Annotated in this window: 18 protein-coding genes; 5 read left to right on the top strand and 13 right to left on the bottom strand. The window is 75.3% G+C overall.

Going from position 1 to position 17,134, the window contains the following annotated elements; translation table 11 throughout:
• The coding region (locus J7523_RS17690) for an ATP-binding cassette domain-containing protein (protein ID WP_291889647.1) at positions 1-1,100 on the top strand (1,100 nt) is incomplete at its 5' end.
• Positions 1,033-2,796 carry a GAF domain-containing protein gene (locus J7523_RS17685; protein ID WP_363267261.1) on the top strand — a complete coding sequence of 588 codons (1,764 nt, stop codon included), beginning with the start codon at positions 1,033-1,035 and terminating at the stop codon, positions 2,794-2,796. The genes J7523_RS17690 and J7523_RS17685, both read left to right, overlap by 68 nt.
• 18 nt (positions 2,797-2,814) lie before the next feature.
• Here J7523_RS17685 and J7523_RS17680 read toward each other — a convergent pair whose 3' ends face one another.
• Positions 2,815-3,441, bottom strand: coding sequence for a response regulator transcription factor (locus J7523_RS17680; protein ID WP_291889655.1), 627 nt, complete (start codon positions 3,439-3,441; stop codon positions 2,815-2,817).
• A gap of 128 nt (positions 3,442-3,569) precedes the next feature.
• On the opposite strand from J7523_RS17680, the gene J7523_RS17675 reads away from it, so the two are divergent.
• Positions 3,570-4,511: a phosphoglycerate dehydrogenase gene (locus tag J7523_RS17675; RefSeq protein ID WP_291889645.1), complete on the top strand. Its 942-nt coding sequence runs from the start codon at positions 3,570-3,572 to the stop codon at positions 4,509-4,511.
• A gap of 36 nt (positions 4,512-4,547) precedes the next feature.
• Here the strand turns inward: J7523_RS17675 and mutM are convergent, their stop codons facing one another.
• The 11 genes from mutM to J7523_RS17620 all read right to left on the bottom strand — a co-directional run bounded on the left by mutM (position 4,548) and on the right by J7523_RS17620 (position 14,931).
• Complete coding sequence (gene mutM / locus J7523_RS17670) at positions 4,548-5,450, bottom strand: bifunctional DNA-formamidopyrimidine glycosylase/DNA-(apurinic or apyrimidinic site) lyase (RefSeq protein WP_291889643.1); 903 nt, start codon at positions 5,448-5,450, stop codon at positions 4,548-4,550.
• Between the two features lie 33 nt (positions 5,451-5,483).
• Complete coding sequence (gene rnc / locus J7523_RS17665; protein ID WP_291889642.1) at positions 5,484-6,185, bottom strand: ribonuclease III; 702 nt, start codon at positions 6,183-6,185, stop codon at positions 5,484-5,486.
• A gap of 46 nt (positions 6,186-6,231) precedes the next feature.
• Positions 6,232-6,426, bottom strand: coding sequence for a 50S ribosomal protein L32 (rpmF, locus tag J7523_RS17660; protein ID WP_291889640.1), 195 nt, complete (start codon positions 6,424-6,426; stop codon positions 6,232-6,234).
• A 2-nt stretch (positions 6,427-6,428) separates the two neighbouring features.
• On the bottom strand, positions 6,429-7,022 hold the full coding sequence (locus J7523_RS17655) for a YceD family protein (RefSeq protein ID WP_291889652.1): 594 nt from the start codon (positions 7,020-7,022) through the stop codon (positions 6,429-6,431).
• Between the two features lie 82 nt (positions 7,023-7,104).
• Entirely contained in the window at positions 7,105-7,599 is a 495-nt protein-coding gene (locus J7523_RS17650; RefSeq protein ID WP_291889638.1) for a hypothetical protein, read from the bottom strand.
• 2 nt (positions 7,600-7,601) lie between these two features.
• Positions 7,602-8,093 carry a pantetheine-phosphate adenylyltransferase gene (coaD, locus tag J7523_RS17645; RefSeq protein ID WP_291889636.1) on the bottom strand — a complete coding sequence of 164 codons (492 nt, stop codon included), beginning with the start codon at positions 8,091-8,093 and terminating at the stop codon, positions 7,602-7,604.
• 48 nt (positions 8,094-8,141) lie between these two features.
• Positions 8,142-8,729, bottom strand: a complete 588-nt coding sequence (gene rsmD / locus J7523_RS17640) for a 16S rRNA (guanine(966)-N(2))-methyltransferase RsmD (RefSeq protein WP_291889634.1) — start codon at positions 8,727-8,729, stop codon at positions 8,142-8,144.
• A complete protein-coding gene (locus tag J7523_RS17635; RefSeq protein WP_291889632.1) occupies positions 8,726-10,354 on the bottom strand; it encodes a DUF6297 family protein in 1,629 nt (542 codons plus the stop codon). Before J7523_RS17635 ends, rsmD begins: the two co-directional genes overlap by 4 nt.
• Positions 10,351-11,040 carry an ABC transporter ATP-binding protein gene (locus tag J7523_RS17630; protein WP_291889630.1) on the bottom strand — a complete coding sequence of 230 codons (690 nt, stop codon included), beginning with the start codon at positions 11,038-11,040 and terminating at the stop codon, positions 10,351-10,353. The genes J7523_RS17635 and J7523_RS17630 overlap by 4 nt, the downstream gene beginning before the upstream one ends.
• Positions 11,041-11,185: 145 nt before the next feature.
• Complete coding sequence (locus J7523_RS17625) at positions 11,186-13,432, bottom strand: ATP-dependent DNA helicase RecG (RefSeq protein ID WP_291889628.1); 2,247 nt, start codon at positions 13,430-13,432, stop codon at positions 11,186-11,188.
• On the bottom strand, positions 13,432-14,931 hold the full coding sequence (locus tag J7523_RS17620) for a DAK2 domain-containing protein (protein WP_291889626.1): 1,500 nt from the start codon (positions 14,929-14,931) through the stop codon (positions 13,432-13,434). The genes J7523_RS17625 and J7523_RS17620 overlap by 1 nt, the downstream gene beginning before the upstream one ends.
• A 315-nt stretch (positions 14,932-15,246) precedes the next feature.
• On the opposite strand from J7523_RS17620, the gene rpmB reads away from it, so the two are divergent.
• Both rpmB and J7523_RS17610 read left to right on the top strand, forming a co-directional pair.
• The gene (gene rpmB, locus J7523_RS17615) at positions 15,247-15,438 is read left to right on the top strand and encodes a 50S ribosomal protein L28 (protein ID WP_029289091.1); all 192 of its coding nucleotides are present in this window, start codon (positions 15,247-15,249) and stop codon (positions 15,436-15,438) included.
• An 86-nt stretch (positions 15,439-15,524) separates the two neighbouring features.
• Positions 15,525-16,049 (top strand): GNAT family N-acetyltransferase, encoded by a 525-nt coding sequence (locus tag J7523_RS17610; RefSeq protein ID WP_291889610.1) that lies wholly within the window; start codon positions 15,525-15,527, stop codon positions 16,047-16,049.
• A gap of 37 nt (positions 16,050-16,086) precedes the next feature.
• On the opposite strand, the gene J7523_RS17605 is transcribed toward J7523_RS17610, so the two are convergent.
• Positions 16,087-17,052 (bottom strand): thiamine-phosphate kinase, encoded by a 966-nt coding sequence (locus tag J7523_RS17605; protein ID WP_291889608.1) that lies wholly within the window; start codon positions 17,050-17,052, stop codon positions 16,087-16,089.
• Between the last annotated feature and the right edge of the window lie 82 nt (positions 17,053-17,134).

Genomic DNA, 17,134 nt, shown 5'->3' with positions numbered 1-17,134 from the left:
CGGCGGCGCTGGCCGCCGGGCTCGGCCAGGTCGCCGTCGGGCTCGCGGTGCTGGCCGCCCTCGTCACGGGCATCCCGGCCGTCGGCGACGGGCTGCTCGCCCCCGTCGAGCTCGCCGTGATCGTCCTGACGCCCCTCGCCGCGTTCGAGGCGACCGGGATGCTGCCCGCGGCGGCGCTCCAGGTGCAGCGGTCCCGCGCCGCGGCGGCCCGCATCCTCGCGCTGCTCGACACCGCCGGCGAGCCGACCCCGGACGTGCCGCGCCGCCCCGCCCCCGGGGTCGGTCTCGTCGCACGCGACCTCGCGTGCGGCTGGCCGGGTCGCGGACCGGTCGTCACGGGTCTCGACCTCGACCTGCCTCCCGGGCGGTGCGTCGCGCTCGTCGGGCCCAGCGGCACCGGCAAGACCACGACGCTGCTGACGCTCGCGGGGCTGCTGCCGGCCGTGTCCGGCACGGTGGCCCGCGACGACGACGGAACCCCGCCGTCCGCCGACGTCGTGGTCAGCGCGCTCGAGGACGGCCACGTGTTCGGCACGACCGTGCTGGAGAACCTGCGGGTCGCTCGGGGCGACGTCACGCCCGCCGAGGCCCGCGCCACCCTGCACCGGGTCGGCCTCGGCCGGTGGCTCGACGGCCTCCCCGACGGCCTCGACACGCTCGTCGGACCCGACGCGCGCACCGTCTCGGGCGGCGAGCGCCGGCGCCTGCTGCTCGCGCGCGCCCTCCTGTCCCCCGCCCCCGTCCTCCTCGTCGACGAGCCCGCCGAGCACCTCGACGCCCGCACCGCCGACGCCGTGGTCGGCGAGCTGTTCGCCGCGGCACGCACCGACGGCCGGGCCGTCCTCGTCGTGACTCACCGGCTGACCGCCCTGGACGACGCCGACGAGGTCGTGCTCCTCGACGACGGGCACGTCGCGGCACGCGGTACGCACGCCGACCTCCTCTCACGCCTCCCGGGTTACCGTGAGGCCATCGAGCGCGAGACGGCCGGCCGGCCGCGTCCGCCGCTCGGCACGGACGAGGGAGGCATGCGTGCGGGACACGCCGATGCCGGAGAGCCGGCGGATCGGGACCCCGTGGGCGGAGGGCGTCCTGTCTGAGGTCCAGCCCGAGCCCGCCCGCGAGGCGGCCAGCGGCATCACCGAGCTCCTCGACGCGATCCTCGCGGTCGCGAGCGAGCTCGACCTGCCCGCGGTGCTCGACAGGTTCGTGCAGGTCAGCGCGCGGCTCACGGGTGCGCGGTACGGCGCGATCAACGTGCTCGACTCGCACGGGACGTCGACGACGTTCGTCTACACGGGCGTCCCGACCGCGGTCGCGCGGATGCTCGCGTCGGCCCCGCACGCGCAGGGCGTGCTCGGCATGATCCCCCACGAGGGTGTGCTCCGGCTCGACGACCTCACCCAGCATCCCGCGTTCCGCGGGTTCCCCGCCAACCACCCACCCATGGGGTCGTTCCTCGGGGCGTCCGTCCGGCTCGGCAAGCACGTGTACGGCCAGCTGTACCTCTCCGAGAAGGAGGGCGGGTTCACCGACGCCGACGAGCAGATCGTCGTCGCGCTCGCCGCCGCGGCGGGCGTGGCCGTCTCGAACGCGCAGCTGTACGCCGAGGCCGCCCAGCGCGAGCACTGGCTGCGCGCGGGGCAGGACGTGACGACGATGCTGCTGGAGGGCGTCGACGAGGAGGAGGCGCTCGAGCACGTCGCCGCCACCGCCCGCGAGGTGTCGCGTGCCGACACCGCCGCGCTCGCCCTTCCCGGGCTGGGCGGCACGTTGCTCATCGAGATGGCCGTGGGCCACCTGGCGCCCGATCTGGTCGGGACGATGATGCCGACGGGCGGTCGTGCCGAGAAGGTGATGCTCGACAACAAGGGCATGATCGTCTTCGAGCCGTCGCAGTCCATCCACACGGTCGTCCCCGAGCTCGCCGCGTTCAGCTCGGCGATCTTCGCGCCGCTGCAGACGTCCGGTCGCGGTGTCGGCGTGCTGCTGCTCTTCCGCCTCAAGGGCAAGCCGCTGTTCGAGGAGCGCGACCTCGCGACCGCCGAGTCGTTCGCCGCCCAGGCCGCCCTCGCGTACGTGCTGGCCGAGGCCCGGCACGCGCAGGACATCGCGTCGCTGCTCGACGAGCGCGAGCGCATCGCGCGCGACCTGCACGACCTCGCCATCCAGCAGCTGTTCGCGACCGGCATGCAGCTCGAGACCGTCCGCCGCCGCGCCGCCCGCGGCGTCGACCCCAGCGAGCTGCTCAGCATCGTCGACGAGGCTCTCGACAACGTCGACGGCTCGGTCCGGCAGATCCGCGAGATCGTCTTCAAGCTGCGCGACCCCGATGCCGCGACGGGCCTCGTCGAACGGCTGCGCCGCGAGGCGTCGCTCGCCCGCACCGGCCTCGGCTTCGCACCGTCGGTGGTGCTCATGCTCGACGGCGCGCTCCTCGACGGCAGCGAGCACGACGACGACGACGGCCTCGACGAGGACCGCATGGACGACCGCGTCGGCCACGCGCTGACCGACGACGTCGTCGCCGTCGTGCGTGAAGGGCTCGCCAACGCGGCCCGGCACGCGCACGCCAGCTCGGTGACCGTGCACGTGGCCGTGGACGGTCAGGGCACCGACGGCTCCGTGGTCGTCGACGTCATCGACGACGGCGTCGGCATGCCCGCGACCCGCGACCGGGCGTCGGGCACCGGGAACCTCGCCTCGCGCGCACGCCAGCACAACGGCTCGTTCAGCCTCGGCGCACCCGAGACGGGCACCGGGACCCACCTGCGGTGGACGGCCCCGCTCGGCTGAGCGGTCCTGCGCAGCCGGTCAGTGGCCGGGCTCGGCCCGCCAGCTGCTGTGCTTGCGGGACGCCACCCACGCGGCGACCTGCGTGCGGCGCTGCAGGCCCATCTTGGCGAGCAGCGACGTGATGTGGTTCTTCACGGTCTTCTCCGCGACGCCGAGGCGCTCCGCGATCTCGCGGTTCGACAGCCCCTCGCCGATCAGGTCGAGCACCCGCAGCTCGCTCGGCGTGAGGTTCTCGGTCGGGTCCTCCTGACCGGCCCGGCGACGGGTCACCGTGCGGTCGTCGAGAAGCGTGCGACCTGCGGCGACGGCCTTCACGACGTCGGTGATCTCCGCGCCACGGACCGTCTTGAGCAGGTACGCGGACGCGCCGACCTCGAGCGCGGCTGCCAAGGCGTCGTCGTCGTCGAACGACGTCAGCACGATCGCCTTGACGTCGGGCTGCGCCTCGCGGACGGCCTTGATGAGGTCGATGCCCGTGCCGTCGGGAAGCTGCAGGTCGGCCAGCAGCACCTGCGGACGGACGAGCCCCGCTCGCCGCACGCCGTCGCCGACCGATCCCGCCTCGGCGACGACGGTCATGCCGTCGGCGCGTTCGACGACCTCGGCGATCCCTCGCCGGACCACCTCGTGGTCGTCGACGATCATCACCGTGATCGGGCCGTTCTTCGCGGAGGAGCTGAGCGCTGGCACGATCGCATCGTATCCATGGCCCGTGTCTCTGCCCTGCTCATGGCGCACAAGCCGTGCACGGCGGGTCGTGGCATCGTGCTCGGGTGACTCTCGTGCTGCTGCCCACCACCCTCGACGAGGACCCGACGCTGCCGGACGGCGTCCGCACGCTGCGCTACCGCGTCGACGGTCCGTTCCCCGACGAGGCGCTCGACGCCGACGTGCTCGTGACGTGGGGCAACGGCCGGCGCAACCTGCGCGACGCCGCGACCCGGCTGACGCGCGTGCGCTGGGTGCAGTCGCTCGCCGCGGGGCCGGACACGGTCCTCGAGGCCGGCTTCGGCCCGGACGTCGTCGTGACGTCGGGACGGGGGCTGCACGACGGACCCGTCGCCGAGCACACGCTCGCGCTCGTGCTCGCGTGCGCGCGCCGGCTGCCCGACCTCGTGCGCGCGCAGCAGGAGCACCGCTGGGCGGGCGAGCTCGGGGGCATCCAGCAGCTCCGGCCCGACGAGTTCCGCACCCTCGCCGGTGCCCGGGTCCTGGTCTGGGGCTTCGGGTCGATCGCCGGCCGGCTGGCACCGTTGCTCACCGCGCTCGGCGCGCACGTCACCGGTGTGGCGACCCGGTCCGGCGAGCGGCACGGGCACCCGGTCGTCGCGGGGCACGACGTCGGCGCGGTGCTGCCCGGCACGGACCTGCTGGTCAACCTGCTCCCCGCGACGGCGACGACCCGGCACACGGTCGACGCCGCCGTGCTCGCGCAGCTCCCGCCGCACGCGTGGGTGGTCAACGTGGGTCGCGGTGCGACGCTCGACGAGGGTGCCCTGCTCGACGCCGTGCGCGCCGGCCGGCTGGCAGGTGCCGCGCTCGACGTGTTCGAGACCGAGCCGCTCCCCGCCGACTCGCCGCTGTGGAGCGAGCCCCGGATCCTGATCAGCCCGCACGCCGCCGGCGGGCGACCGCTCGGGGCGGGCGCGCTGATCGCCGAGAACGTCGCGGCCTTCGTCGAGGGACGGCCCCTGCGGAACCTCGTCGAACGCTGACGCCGTGCGGGTGTGTCGTCGACCAGTGCCGCGGCTCTACCAGTGCCCGCGGCGCGGGCGCGGTTGGCACACGGGGCACGTGTACGACGAGCGGTTCATGAACTCGTCGCGCCGCACGGGCGTCCCGCACCGCGGGCACGGCCGTCCCTCCTGGCCGTAGACGGCCAGCGACCGGTCGAAGTAGCCGGACGCGCCGTTGACGTTGACGTACAGCGCGTCGAAGCTCGTGCCGCCCTGCCGCAGGGCCTCGGTCATGACCTCGTGCGCGCCGTCGAGCGCGCGCTCGGCCTCTGCCCGCCGCAACGTCTCCGTCGGCCGGGCGTAGTGGAGCCTGGCCCGCCACAGGCCCTCGTCGGCGTAGATGTTGCCGACGCCGGAGACGAGCGTCTGGTCGAGCAGCGCCCGCTTGATGCCGGTGCGCCTGGCCCGCAGGGCGGCGACGACGGCCGCGCGGTCCAGCACCGGGTCGAGCAGGTCCCGGGCGATGTGCGCGACGGGCACGGGCACCGCCGCGACGTCCGACCCGAGGCCGCCGGGCAGCCCGTCCGCCGTGGGCACCAGGTCCGGGACGGAGAGGTGGCCGAACGTGCGCTGGTCGACGAAGTCGAGCGACGACCCGTCGTCGAGCGCCATCCGGACCCGCAGGTGCGGGTGGTCCACGGCCTCGTCGGGCGTCTGCCGGACCAGCAGCTGCCCGCTCATGCCGAGGTGCGCGAGCAGCGCGTCGTCGCCGTCGTCGAGCAGCAGCCACACGAACTTGCCGCGCCGCACCGCCGCCTCGAACCGGCGCCCCGTCAGCCTGCCGGCGAAGTCGAGCGGCCCCTCGGCGTGCCGGCGCACGCTGTACTCCCGGTGCACGTCGACACGCGCGACGCGACGGCCCAGCACGTGCCGGGCGAGCCCGTCACGGACGGTCTCGACCTCGGGAAGCTCGGGCATCAGGCGCGCTCAGGCATCAGGGACGCTCGGGCATCAGGACAGCGCGTCGGCGTGCTGCGCCTGGAGCGAGCGGTACGCGTCGGCTGCGGCCTTCTGCTCGGCGAGCTTCTTCGCGGGCCCGACGCCCGTGCCGCGCCGCTCGGCCGCGATGACGGCGTGCGCCGTGAACGTGCGCGCGTGGTCCGGGCCCTCGCCGATGACCTCGTAGCTCGGCGCACCGAGTCCGAGCGCGGCGGACAGCTCCTGCAGCGACGTCTTCCAGTCGAGGCCTGCGCCGAGGTCCGCCGCGGCGGAGAGCGTGGGGCCGACGAGCTTCGCCACGACCCCGCGGGCCGGCTCGAGCCCGTGGCACAGGTACACGGCACCGAAGAGGGCCTCGAGCGTGTCGGACAGGATCGAGTCCTTGTCCCGGCCGCCCGTGCTCAGCTCACCCTTGCCGAGGAGCACGTAGTCCCCGAGGTCGAGCGTGCGGGCCACCTCGGCGAGCGCGCGCTGCGACACCGTGGCGGCCCGCATCTTCGCGAGGTCGCCCTCCGGCAGGTCCGGGTGGTCGCGGTACAGCGACTCCGTGACGACCAGCCCGAGCACGGTGTCGCCCAGGAACTCGAGCCGCTCGTTCGTCGGGATGCCGCCGGCCTCGTGCGCGAACGACCGGTGGGTCAGGGCAAGCACGAGAAGCTCGGGGTCCAGGTGGACCCCGAGCTTCTCGACGAGCTGTTCCGCCGCGGCACTCATGCCGGCGTTCCGGTGCGCGGGTGCGTCACGGCGGCGGAGGTGCTGCTCAGGCCTCGAACTCGCTGCGCACGGCCTCGGCGTAGCGACGGCCGTTGTACGCGCCGCACGACGGGCAGGCCGTGTGGGGCTTCTTGTCGGCCTTGCACTGCGGGCACGTGCTGAGCGTCGTGGCAGTGGTCTTCCACTGCGACCGACGCGCACGGGTGTTGCTGCGCGACATCTTGCGCTTCGGAACCGCCACGGCTAGCTCTCTTTCGTCTCGTCGACCTGGCTCGCGAGGCTGCCCAGGGCGGCCCAGCGGGGGTCAAGCGTCTCATGCGAATGGTCAGGGTCGTCCGCCAGGCGTGCTCCGCACTCGGAGCACAGACCCGGGCAGTCGGGGCGGCACAACGGCTGGAACGGCAGAGCCGGCACGACCGCGTCCCGCAGCGCGGGCTCGAGGTCGACCAGGTCGCCCTCCAGCTCGCGCACGTCCTCCTCGTCGTCACCGTCCTCGACGGCGACGGCCGCGCGCTCGGGGTAGACGTACAGCTCCGTGAGCTGGACGTCGACGTTCTCGACGACCTCGCCCAGGCAGCGCACGCACTCCCCGACCGCCTGGCCCCGGACGGATCCGGAGACCAGGACCCCCTCCATGACCGCTTCGAGCCGCAGATCCAGCTCGACGTCGGTGCCGGTGGGGATGCCGATCACGTCGGTACCGAGATCCTCGGGGGCGCGTTCCGTGAGCTGCACGGTCCGCGTCGATCCCGGACGTCGGCCGAGCTCGTGGGTGTCGAGCACGAACGGCGAACGGGGATCGAGGTGAACAGGGCGATGCACGGCCAGTCCCCTCATCAGATCTCGGTCCACGCCATGACCAGCAGGACCAACCGCCAACTCTACGACACCGTCGGGTGCCACCCAAAATCCGGACGGGTCACACGCCCGACGGGTCCTCCAGGCGTCCGGCGAGCTTCGCACGACCGGCCTGCACCTGGCTGAGCACCTTGCCCAGGTCGATCTCGAAGTCCGCCAGCCGGCGGTCGCAGTAGTCGTCGGCGTCCCGGCGCAGCCCGTCCGCCGTCTGCTCGGCCTCCGCGACGATCTCCTGCGCCCGGGCACGCGCGTCGATGACCACCTGCTCGGCGTCCACGAGCGCTGCGGCGCGCGCCCGTGCGTCGGCGAGGATGGCGTCCGCCTCGGCCTGCGCGGCGGCGCGGGCGGCGTCGGCGTCCGCCAGCACCGCGTCCGCCTGCGTGATCTGCGTCGGCAGCACGTCGCGCGCCTGGTCCACGAGGTCGAGCAGCTCGGCGCGGTTGACGAGCACCGACGACGACATCGGCATGGCCCGCGCGTTCGTCACGGCCGACCCGATCGCGTCGAGCACGCCCGTCAGCCCCTCGGGGCGGGTCGTCGGTTCCTGGTCCGTCATCGTCAGCTCCTCGTCGTCGCGCGCGCGAGCGCGTCCCGCACGGCCTCGCCGACACCGGCCGGCACGAGGTCGTCGATCGGCCCGCCGTACCGGGCCACGTCCTTGACCAGCGACGACGCGACGTGCGCGAGCGCCGGGTCCCCCACCACGAACACCGTCTCGACGCTGGACAGGTGGCGGTTCATGAGCGCCATCGGCAGCTCCGCGTCGAAGTCCGCGCCGCTGCGCAGCCCCTTGACCACGGCGTGCGCACCGACCCGTGTCACGAAGTCCGCGAGCAGTCCGTCGACGGCCTCGACCCGCACGTTGGGCACGTCCGCGAGCGCCTTGCCGGCGAGCGCGACCCGCTCGTCGGGGGTGAGCAGCGCGCTCTTCGCCGAGTTGCGGGCGATGCCGACGACGACCTCGTCGAACATCGACGCCGCACGCCGCACGACGTCCACGTGGCCGAGGGTGATCGGGTCGAAGGACCCCGGGCAGACGGCGATGGTCACGTCGCCCAGGGTAGGCCAGGCTCTCCGACGCGCCCGCCGACGCCGCGCTCAGGACGACGGCTGGTCCACGCCGGACCCGAGCTCCGGCTCCGCGAACCACACCACCGTCTCGCCGTAGGCGCGGCGGTCGAACCGCACGATGCCGTCGGGCCAACGGGGCTCGGCGGCGCGTGTGGAGCGCTCGACGGCCAGCACGGCGCCCTCGTCCAGCGCGCCCGGCGCCGCGAGGCCGGCGAGGACGGCGGCGAGGTCGTCGTCCGCCTGGTCGTACGGCGGGTCGACGAGCACGAGCCCCCAGGGCGCGACGACGCCGCGCTGCACGAACCGCTCGGCGGTCTCGGCAGACACCGTGACGACCCCCTCGAGGCCGAGCGTCGCGACGTTGCGTCGGCACACGGCCGCCGCGTCACGCCCCGACTCGACGAGCGTCACGTGCACGGCCCCGCGGCTGGCCGCCTCCAGACCGAGCGCGCCCGAGCCCGCGTACAGGTCGAGCACCCGCGCGCCGTCGACTACGTCGAGGTGTTCCAGCCGGGAGAACAGCGCCTCACGGACCCGCTCGCTCGTCGGGCGGGTGCCGCGCCGCGGGACCTCGAGCGTGCGGCCGCCGGCGGTGCCGGCGACGATCCGCGTCATCGGCGCGCGCCCGACGGGCCCGTCGTCGCCTGCTGGTCGGCCTGCTCCATGAGCCGCTCGAGGAGCGACCCCTTGCGGACCGACGACGCGACCGCGACCGCGATCACCGACAGCACGACCTGGACGAACAGCAGCGGCGTGCTCACGGTGCGCAGCAGGATCGCGATCCACACGGGCAGCAGGCCGAGCACCACGACGTCCGGGCCGCGCGCAAGGACGCTGCCCACCCCGGTCGGCAGCGCGCCGAACGGCGTCGACACGAGCGCGCCGCCCCAGTCGGGCGCGGGCCGGTACGACGATCGCACGGCACCGGCGGCCCATACCGGCGTCGACGCGATCCCGAGCGCGAGCCACCCCGGGACGTCGCCCGTCCAGCGACCGATCGCCGCGAACGCGACGAGCGACCACAGCAGCATCGCGACGGCGGGCACGACCATCCGCAGCCGACGGACCTCCTTGGCCTCGAGCGGCAGCAGCCGGTCCAGCACCGGGGCCATCTCGGCGCGACGCGCACCCTCGCCCGTCGCGCTCATCGCCACGTACCCCGACACGAGGACCGCGAGCAGCACCCCCGCCGGGCTCGCGAGCTGCGGCACGGTGCTCGCCAGCACCGGGACGAGGGCGGCGACGACGAGCTGGACCATGTGCCGGGCGGACCGGCGCAGCACCACGAGGTCGGCGGTGACCAGGGCCGACGCGGGGCCGCGCGCGGTCCGCAGCCGCGACACCCACCGGCGCGCCGACGGCGCGGCACCGTCGGTCAGCGCCCGCCCGAGCTCGCGGGAGTCCATCGAGACGACGGCGCCGACGGCCTGCGACGCGACCGACCCGCTCTCCCGCAGCGACCGCTCCGGCATGCGGCCGAGCCGCCGGTCGACGAGCACGACGAGGCCTGCGACGACCAGGGCGAGCACGAGGACGAGAGCCCACGGCGGCCCGGGCAGCTCGTCGAGCTCCCAGCCCGTCGCCGCGAGGACGACCGCGCAGACCGGCGCCGCCGCGAGCAGCAGGTCGCCCACCAGCGCCGTCGTGCGCCGCGGCACGCCGGCCGACTGCAGCACGCCCGCGACGAGCACGATCGCGGCCGCCCCGAACGCCGACGCCAGAGCCACGCGCAGCAGCCGGCCGCCCGTGTCGCTGAGGAGACCCGCGTCGAGCAGCGTGACGACCACGGCCCCGACGAACGCGGCCAGGATCGGCAGCCGCCGGGACGCGGGACGCAGCAGGCCGCGGCGGTCGACCGGCAGGCTCAGCCACCAGGCCGCCTCCGCGCCTCCGGCGCCGACGGGACCGAGCCGCCCGGCCAGCGACAGCAGCACGCCGGCGAGCGCGACGAGGATGACGACGACGAGCGCCGCGAGGCTCAGGCCCTGAGGCGGTGCGACGTCCGGCGCGGGCGGCAGCGCGACCCGCATGGCCTGCGCGAAGCCGAGCGCGATCCCGATGCTGATCGCGAGCGAGATCACGGCGTAGTAGACGTCCGACATGAGCGAGCCGAAGCTGGCGCCGCCACGCGCGTTGCCCGCCTGCGCGGTGAACTTCCGGATCGAGCGGGCGGGCGGGATCGCGCCGACGTCGAACGGCTGGACGGCGGGCTCGACGTCCGCGTCGGTGTCGTCGGTCACGGGTTCTCCCGGCTGATCACCTGGGCCGCGTCGGCCGCCGACATGACGCGCGTGACGTCGTCCGCCACGACCACGGCGCGGTCGGCGACGGCGCGCAGCAGCTCGGTGTCGTGCGTCGCGAGCAGCACCGACCCGCCCGAGCGCTTCTCCTCGACCAGGCGGGCCGCGAGCCGGTCGCGCATGGCCTTGTCGAGCCGCTGCTCGGGCTCGTCGAGGACCAGCAGGGACCGCGGCCGCACGAAGCCCGCCGCGAGCAGCAGGCGGCGGCGCTGGCCGGACGACAACGACACGGGAAGCGAGCGGGCGTGGTCGGTGAGCCCGAACTCTGCGAGCAGCTCCTCGACGACGTCGTCGGCACCCCGCACGCCGTGGCCGCGCGCCGTGAGGTAGAGGTGCTCGGACACGGTGAGCGCCGGGAAGTACGCGTCGTCGTCCAGCACGCTCGCGACCTGCCGCCGGAACCCGACGTCGCGCTCGTCGACGGGACCGCCCAGCACCTGCAGCGACCCGGACACGGGCTCGAGCAGGCCGATCACCGCGCGCAGCACGGTCGACTTGCCGGAGCCGTTGGCACCGACCAGCGCGACGGCCCTGCCGGGCGCCAGGGTGAACGACACGGGGGCGCACACGGGTGCCCCGCCGTAGCCGACGAGCAGGTCCTGGGCGCGCACGACGGGCTTCGACACGTCCGTCAGGGTAGCCGCGCCGGATGTGCGCCACGCACCGCGCCGCATGTGCGCCACGCACCGACCCGGATGTGCGCCACGCACCGACCCGGACGCGCGTCCCACGACCCGCCGTGCCCGCGCCCGCGCCGGGCCGGACGGGCGGTCACGCCCGGTCGAGGAACTCCTCGCGGTCGCCCGTGAGCATCGCGTCGATCGCGGCCCGCAGCGGCGGCCACCCCGCCAGCTCGGGGTCGGCGTCGACGAGTGCGCGCGCGTCCTGCCGGGCCCGCTCGATGACCTCCCCGTCGCGCGTCACACGCAGCAGCCGCAGCGACGACGAGCCTCCCCACTGCGAGGCGCCGAGCACGTCGCCCTCGCCGCGCTGCTCCAGGTCGAACGTCGCGAGCTCGAACCCGTCGGACGTGCTCGCCAGCTTCTCGAGCCGTGCCGCGGCCGGGGTGCCCTCGGGTGCCGACGACACGAGCAGGCACACGCCGGGTGCGGTCCCGCGCCCGATGCGACCGCGCAGCTGGTGGAGCTGCGAGACACCGAACCGGTCGGCGTCGAGCACGACCATCACGGTCGCCTCGGGCACGTCGACGCCCACCTCGACGACGGTCGTGGACACGAGCACGGGCACGTCGCCGCGCGAGAAGTCCGCGAGCGCGCGCTCCTTGTCGTCGGGCGCCATCCGGCCGTGCAGGAGGCCGATCCGGACACCGTCCAAGGCGGGCAGCCCGCGCAGCGTGTCGACCACCTCGAGCACCGCGCGCAGCGGCGGGCGCGTGCTGGCCGCCTGGTCGTCGTCGACGAGGTCGACGTCGTCGTCGACCGCGGCCTGCTCGTCGCCGTCGATGCGCGCGCACACCACGTACGCGCGCCCGCCGCGGTCGACCTCCTCGCGCACGCGCTGCCACGTGCGGTCGAGCCACCCCGGCCGGTCCGCGGGCACGACGTGCGTGGTGACGCCGCTGCGTCCGGCCGGCACCTCGCGCAGCACCGACGTCTCGAGGTCGCCGAACACGGTCATCGCGACGGTGCGCGGGATCGGGGTCGCAGTCATGACGAGCAGGTGCGGGGCTCTCGCGGCCTTCGCGCGCAGGGTGTCGCGCTGCTCGACGCCGAACTTGTGCTGCTCGTCGACCACCACGAGACCGAGGTCGGCGAACTGGACCGTCGCCGACAGCAGCGCGTGCGTGCCGACGACGATCCCGGCGGCGCCGCCCGCGGCGTCGAGCAGCGCGGCCTTCTTGACGGCCGCGCTCTGCGAGCCGGTGAGCAGCGCGACGCGGGTGCCGATCTCGGACCCGCCGAGCATCCCGCCCTCGGCGAGGTCGCCGAGGAGCAGGCGCAGCGACCGCGCGTGCTGGGCAGCGAGGACCTCGGTCGGCGCGAGCAGCGCGGCCTGTCCTCCGGCGTCGACGACCTGGAGCATCGCGCGCAGCGCGACGACGGTCTTGCCGGAGCCGACCTCGCCCTGCAGCAGGCGCTGCATCGGCACGGCGCCGGCCAGCTCGACGGACACCTGCTCGCCGACCTCCCGCTGGCCGGCGGTCAGCGCGAACGGCAGCCGGGCGTCGAACGCGTCGAGCAGGCCGCCCTCGACGCGGGGACGGGCCGTGGCGGGCTCGGCGGCGGCCCGGGCCCGGCGGCGCGCGAGCTCGGCCTGGAGGACGAACGCCTCCTCGAACCGCAGACGCGCCCGCCCGCGACGCCACTGCGACTCCTCGTGCGGCTCGTGCACGTCCTGGAGGGCCTGGCGGCGCGACCCGAGCCGGCGGGCCTCCCGGACGGCAGGCGGCAGCGGGTCGTCGACGTCGGCCTCGGTCAGCGGCCCGAGCGCGGTCCGCACCGCGCGGCCGATCTTGGCGGTGTCCAGGCCCGCGACCGCGCGGTACACGGGCCGCGGCCACTCGGCGCGCTCGACCGCCTGCCGCTCCCCCTCGACGTCGTCGTCGAACATCTCGTACGTCGGGTGCGCGAGCTGCAGGCGCCCGCCGAACTCGCCGATCTGCCCCGAGAACAGGCCGCGCCGACCGGGCCGCAGCAGGTTCTCGTGGTGCCGGGTCGCCCCGAAGAAGATCAGCTGCAGCGTGCGCGTGCCGTCCGTGATCGTGACCTCGAGCCGGGCCTGGTGGGTCGTGCGCGCCCGCCGCACGACGGCCTCGCGCACCTCGGCGACGATCGCGACGTCCTCCCCGACGGTGAGCCCGGCGATGTCCGTCAGGGTGCTCGCATCCGCGTAGCGCCACGGGTAGTGCCGCAGCAGGTCGCCGACCGTGCGGATGCCGAGCGACGCGAACGGCTTGGCCGAGCGCGGCACGAGGGTCGTCACCGGCTCGTCGAGGTAGCCGCGGGCGGGCTCGACGCCGTCGGCGTAGCGGACCCCGGGCCCGGTCGCGCGCGCCATCAGTCGATCCCCACGAGGAACCGCGGGCCGTTGCCCGTCGGACCGACCAGCACCGGCTCGACGCCGTCCGTCCGCGCCCCCAGCAGCGCGGTGAGCGCGTCGGCCACGCCGGGGTCGACGGCGTCCCGGTGCAGCACCGTGAGGCTCAGGTCGCCGGGCCGGCTCCCGCTGCCCAGCAGCTCCTCGACGCCCGTCAGCAGGTCGCCGTCGACGGCGACGCCCCGGACGCGACCGAGGGCCAGCACGGCGGCGTGCGTGCCGGACGACGAGGACGCGCCGGCGAACGCGAGCGTCGCGACCACCGCGCGCAGCTGGTCATCGGCGTCGAGCACCTCGACGACCGCTCCCCGGTCAGCCGCGAGCACGTCACCCAGCACGTCCACGCCGACAGCACCTCCGGGCAGCACCGCGACGCTCCTCGCGCCGGTGTCGGCGACGGCCCGGGCGAGGTGCGCCGACGTCACGGGCGTCTCGGGGCACCGCACGACCGTGACCGCCCCCGCGGTCGCGTACCAGGCCGCGAGCGACGGCGACGACGTGCACGCGACGAGCCCCCAGCGTCCGGGTTCCTCCTCGGGGCCCGACGCGGCGTGCGGGGTGTCGACGAGCCGCACGACGACCTGCTCGCGCGGCCCGAGCGCCGCCTCCGCGATGGCCCGGCCAGGCTCGTCGGTGTGGACGTGCACGTGCCACCACCCGTCGGCACCGACGACCGCCACCGAGTCACCGAGCCTGTGCATCCGCGCCCGCAGCTCGGCACCCAGGTCGCCGCCGGACCCGCCGGCCTCGCGTACCAGGAGCATGACCTCGAAGGCGCCGCCCGGCTCGGGCGCACCGTCGAGGTGGGCGGGCCTGCTCGGCAACCAGTCGGGCGCCGCGTGCGAGGGCGCCGCTCGGCGCACGGCGGCGACCAGCGCGTCGAGGACGACGAGCAGCGCGCACGCGCCGGCGTCGAGCACGTGGGCACGGCGCAGCACCGGGTGCTCGGCGCTGATCCGGGCGAGCGCACGGTGCGCGTCGGCGACGGCCTCGGCGAGCAGGACGGCCGTCGACGCGCCGTCCGTCGCCGCAGCCGCCGCTCGCGCAGCCACGGCGTCGGCCAGGGTCAGGACCGTGCCCTCCTGCGGGTCGGCGACCGCCCCGCGGGCTGCCCGGGCGGCGGACGCGAGGGCCTCGGCGACGTGCGTGGGGGTCGGGGCGTCCGGCAGCGCCGCCGCGAGCCCGGCGAGGTACTGGCTCACGATGACCCCGGAGTTCCCGCGCGCGGCGAGCATGGCGCCGTGCGCGAACGCCCGCGCGACCTCGGACGCGGGCGCGTCGACGGCCACGGCCCCGAGCGCCGCGACGCCGCCCTCGACGGTGAGCAGCACGTTGGTCCCCGTGTCGCCGTCGGCGACCGGGAACACGTTCACCGCGTCGATGTGCGGGCGTGCCACGTCGAGCGTCGCCCGGGCACCGAGCGCCCAGGCGCGCAGCACCGCCGCGTCGAGCTCCTCCACCGCACCTCCGTCGTCACGCCGAGGCCCGCGCCTCTGCGGATACCCTGCCCGATGTCACCGACAGCCACCCACCCCGTGTCCACCGGTCGCGCGTCCGACCGCCGCGCGGAGGCGCCCATTTGGGGGGCCGTCGGGGCATGGGCTAGTCTTGACCGGTTGCCCGGAGGTCTTCGGGCACTGGTGGCGCACGACGGGGGCCGGAAACGGCACGGTCAGCGCCCCGCCCCCGACTTCGCCGCGACCCGCGGCGTGCCCGCACAGCATCGGGACCGACCTGGTCGGCCCGGCCGAACCGCAAGAACACAGGAGAAGACCGTGGCTGCCAACTGCGACGTCTGCGCCAAGGGCCCGAGCTTCGGGCACAGCATCTCGCACTCGCACGTGCGCACCAAGCGCCGCTGGAACCCGAACATCCAGCGCGTGCGCGCCGTGGTGGCGGGTACCCCCAAGCGTCTCAACGTGTGCACCTCGTGCCTCAAGGCCGGCAAGGTCCAGCGCGCCGTCTGACGCACGTCGAAGCGTTTCCCGAAGGCCCGTGAGGTATTCGCCTCACGGGCCTTCGCGCTGCCCGGACCATGTGGCAGGGTGACGTCATGATCGAGCAGCTCGACGACGTCACGATCCGGCAGGCCGCCGAGGCCGACGCCGCGGGGATCGCCGGGGTGCACGTCCGGTCCTGGCGCGAGGCGTACGCCGGGATCGTGCCCGACGACTACCTGGCCTCCCTCGACGCCGAGGCACGGACGGCCGACTGGACGCGGTTCCTGCGCTCCGGGCCCGCCGACAACGTGAGCACCTGGGTCGCCGAGGCCGGACCGCAGATCGTCGGCTTCGTGAGCCTCGGGCCCAGCCGCGACGAGGACGCCGCCCGCGGCGACCGGGAGATCTACTCCATCTACCTCGACCCCGGCATCTGGGGGCACGGGGTTGCCCGGGACCTCATGCGCACAGTCATCGCCGAGAGCGGCGAGCGGACGCGGCTGTCCCTGTGGGTGCTGGCCGCCAACGAGCGGGCACGGCACTTCTACCGTCGTCACGGCTTCCAGGCCGACGGTGTCGAACGCTACGAGGAGCTGGGCGGCGCCGACCTGCTCGAGGTCCGGTACCGCCGAGGCTGATCGCGGCCGCAGGTCGCCGAGGGGCGGGCCGCGTCCCTCAGCCGCCGAAGTGGTCCCATCCCGGCGCGACGGTCGGCTCCCGTCCTGCCACGAGCACGCCGCTGCCCGATCGGACCGTGCCGACCTGCCGGAACGGCGCCGGCAGGACGCCGTCCGGCGGGAACGTCGCGAGCAACCCGTGGTCCTCTCCACCCCCGAGCACCCACGCGACCGGGTCGGCACCCACGGCAGCGGCGGCCGGCGCGAGGGCCGCGAGGTCGTCCGCGAACGCGGTCGTGGGCTCGTCGAGGTCGATCTGGACGCCGCTCGCCCGCGCCATCCGGCCGGCGTCGCGCAGCATCCCGTCGGAGACGTCGAGCATCGCGGTGGCACCGGCCAGCGCGGCCGCGGGTCCGGCGTCGAGCGGCGACGTCGGCCGCAGGTGCGCCGCGACGGCGTCGGGGTCGACACCGGCCCGGCCGGCGTCGAGCAGCGCGAGCCCGGCCGCGGACCGCCCGCACCGACCGGCGTGCGCGACGACGTCGCCGACCCTCGCGCCCGACCGTAGGACCGGCACCCGGCCCTCGAGGTCGCCGTGCGCCGCGACGGCCACCACGACCACCGGTCCGCCCGACAGGTCTCCCCCGACGACCCCCACCCCGAGCGGCCCGCAGACTGCGCCGAGCCCGCGCGCGAGGCCCTCGACCCACGCGACGGGCAGGTCGCCCGGGACGGCGAGCGCGACGACGAGGCTCGTCGGACGGGCCCCCATCGCGGCCACGTCGGCGAGGTTCTGCACCGCCACCCGTCGGCCCACGTCCTCCCCGGACGACCACACGCGGCGGAAGTGCCGGTCCTCGACGAGCACATCGGTCGTGACCACGACCCGTCCGTCCGGCGCTGCGACGACCGCGGCGTCGTCCCCGGGCGGCACGAGCGTGCCGGCACCGGCCGGGAGGTGCGGGAAGATCCGCGCGAGCAGCTGCTCCTCGGAGAGGTCGGAGACACGCAGGTCGTCGTTCACGCCGCCACCGTAGACGGCGCGGCGGCACCGTCGCGTGCACGGTGGCCCGCGTCACGTCGCCGGACCGCCTCGGGCGTCCGGG

It is taken from the genome of Cellulomonas sp. (assembly GCF_017744555.1).
GTDB lineage: Bacteria > Actinomycetota > Actinomycetes > Actinomycetales > Cellulomonadaceae > Cellulomonas.
Note: the sequence above shows the minus strand (reverse complement) of the source record. Positions and strands in the feature narration are given on the sequence as shown.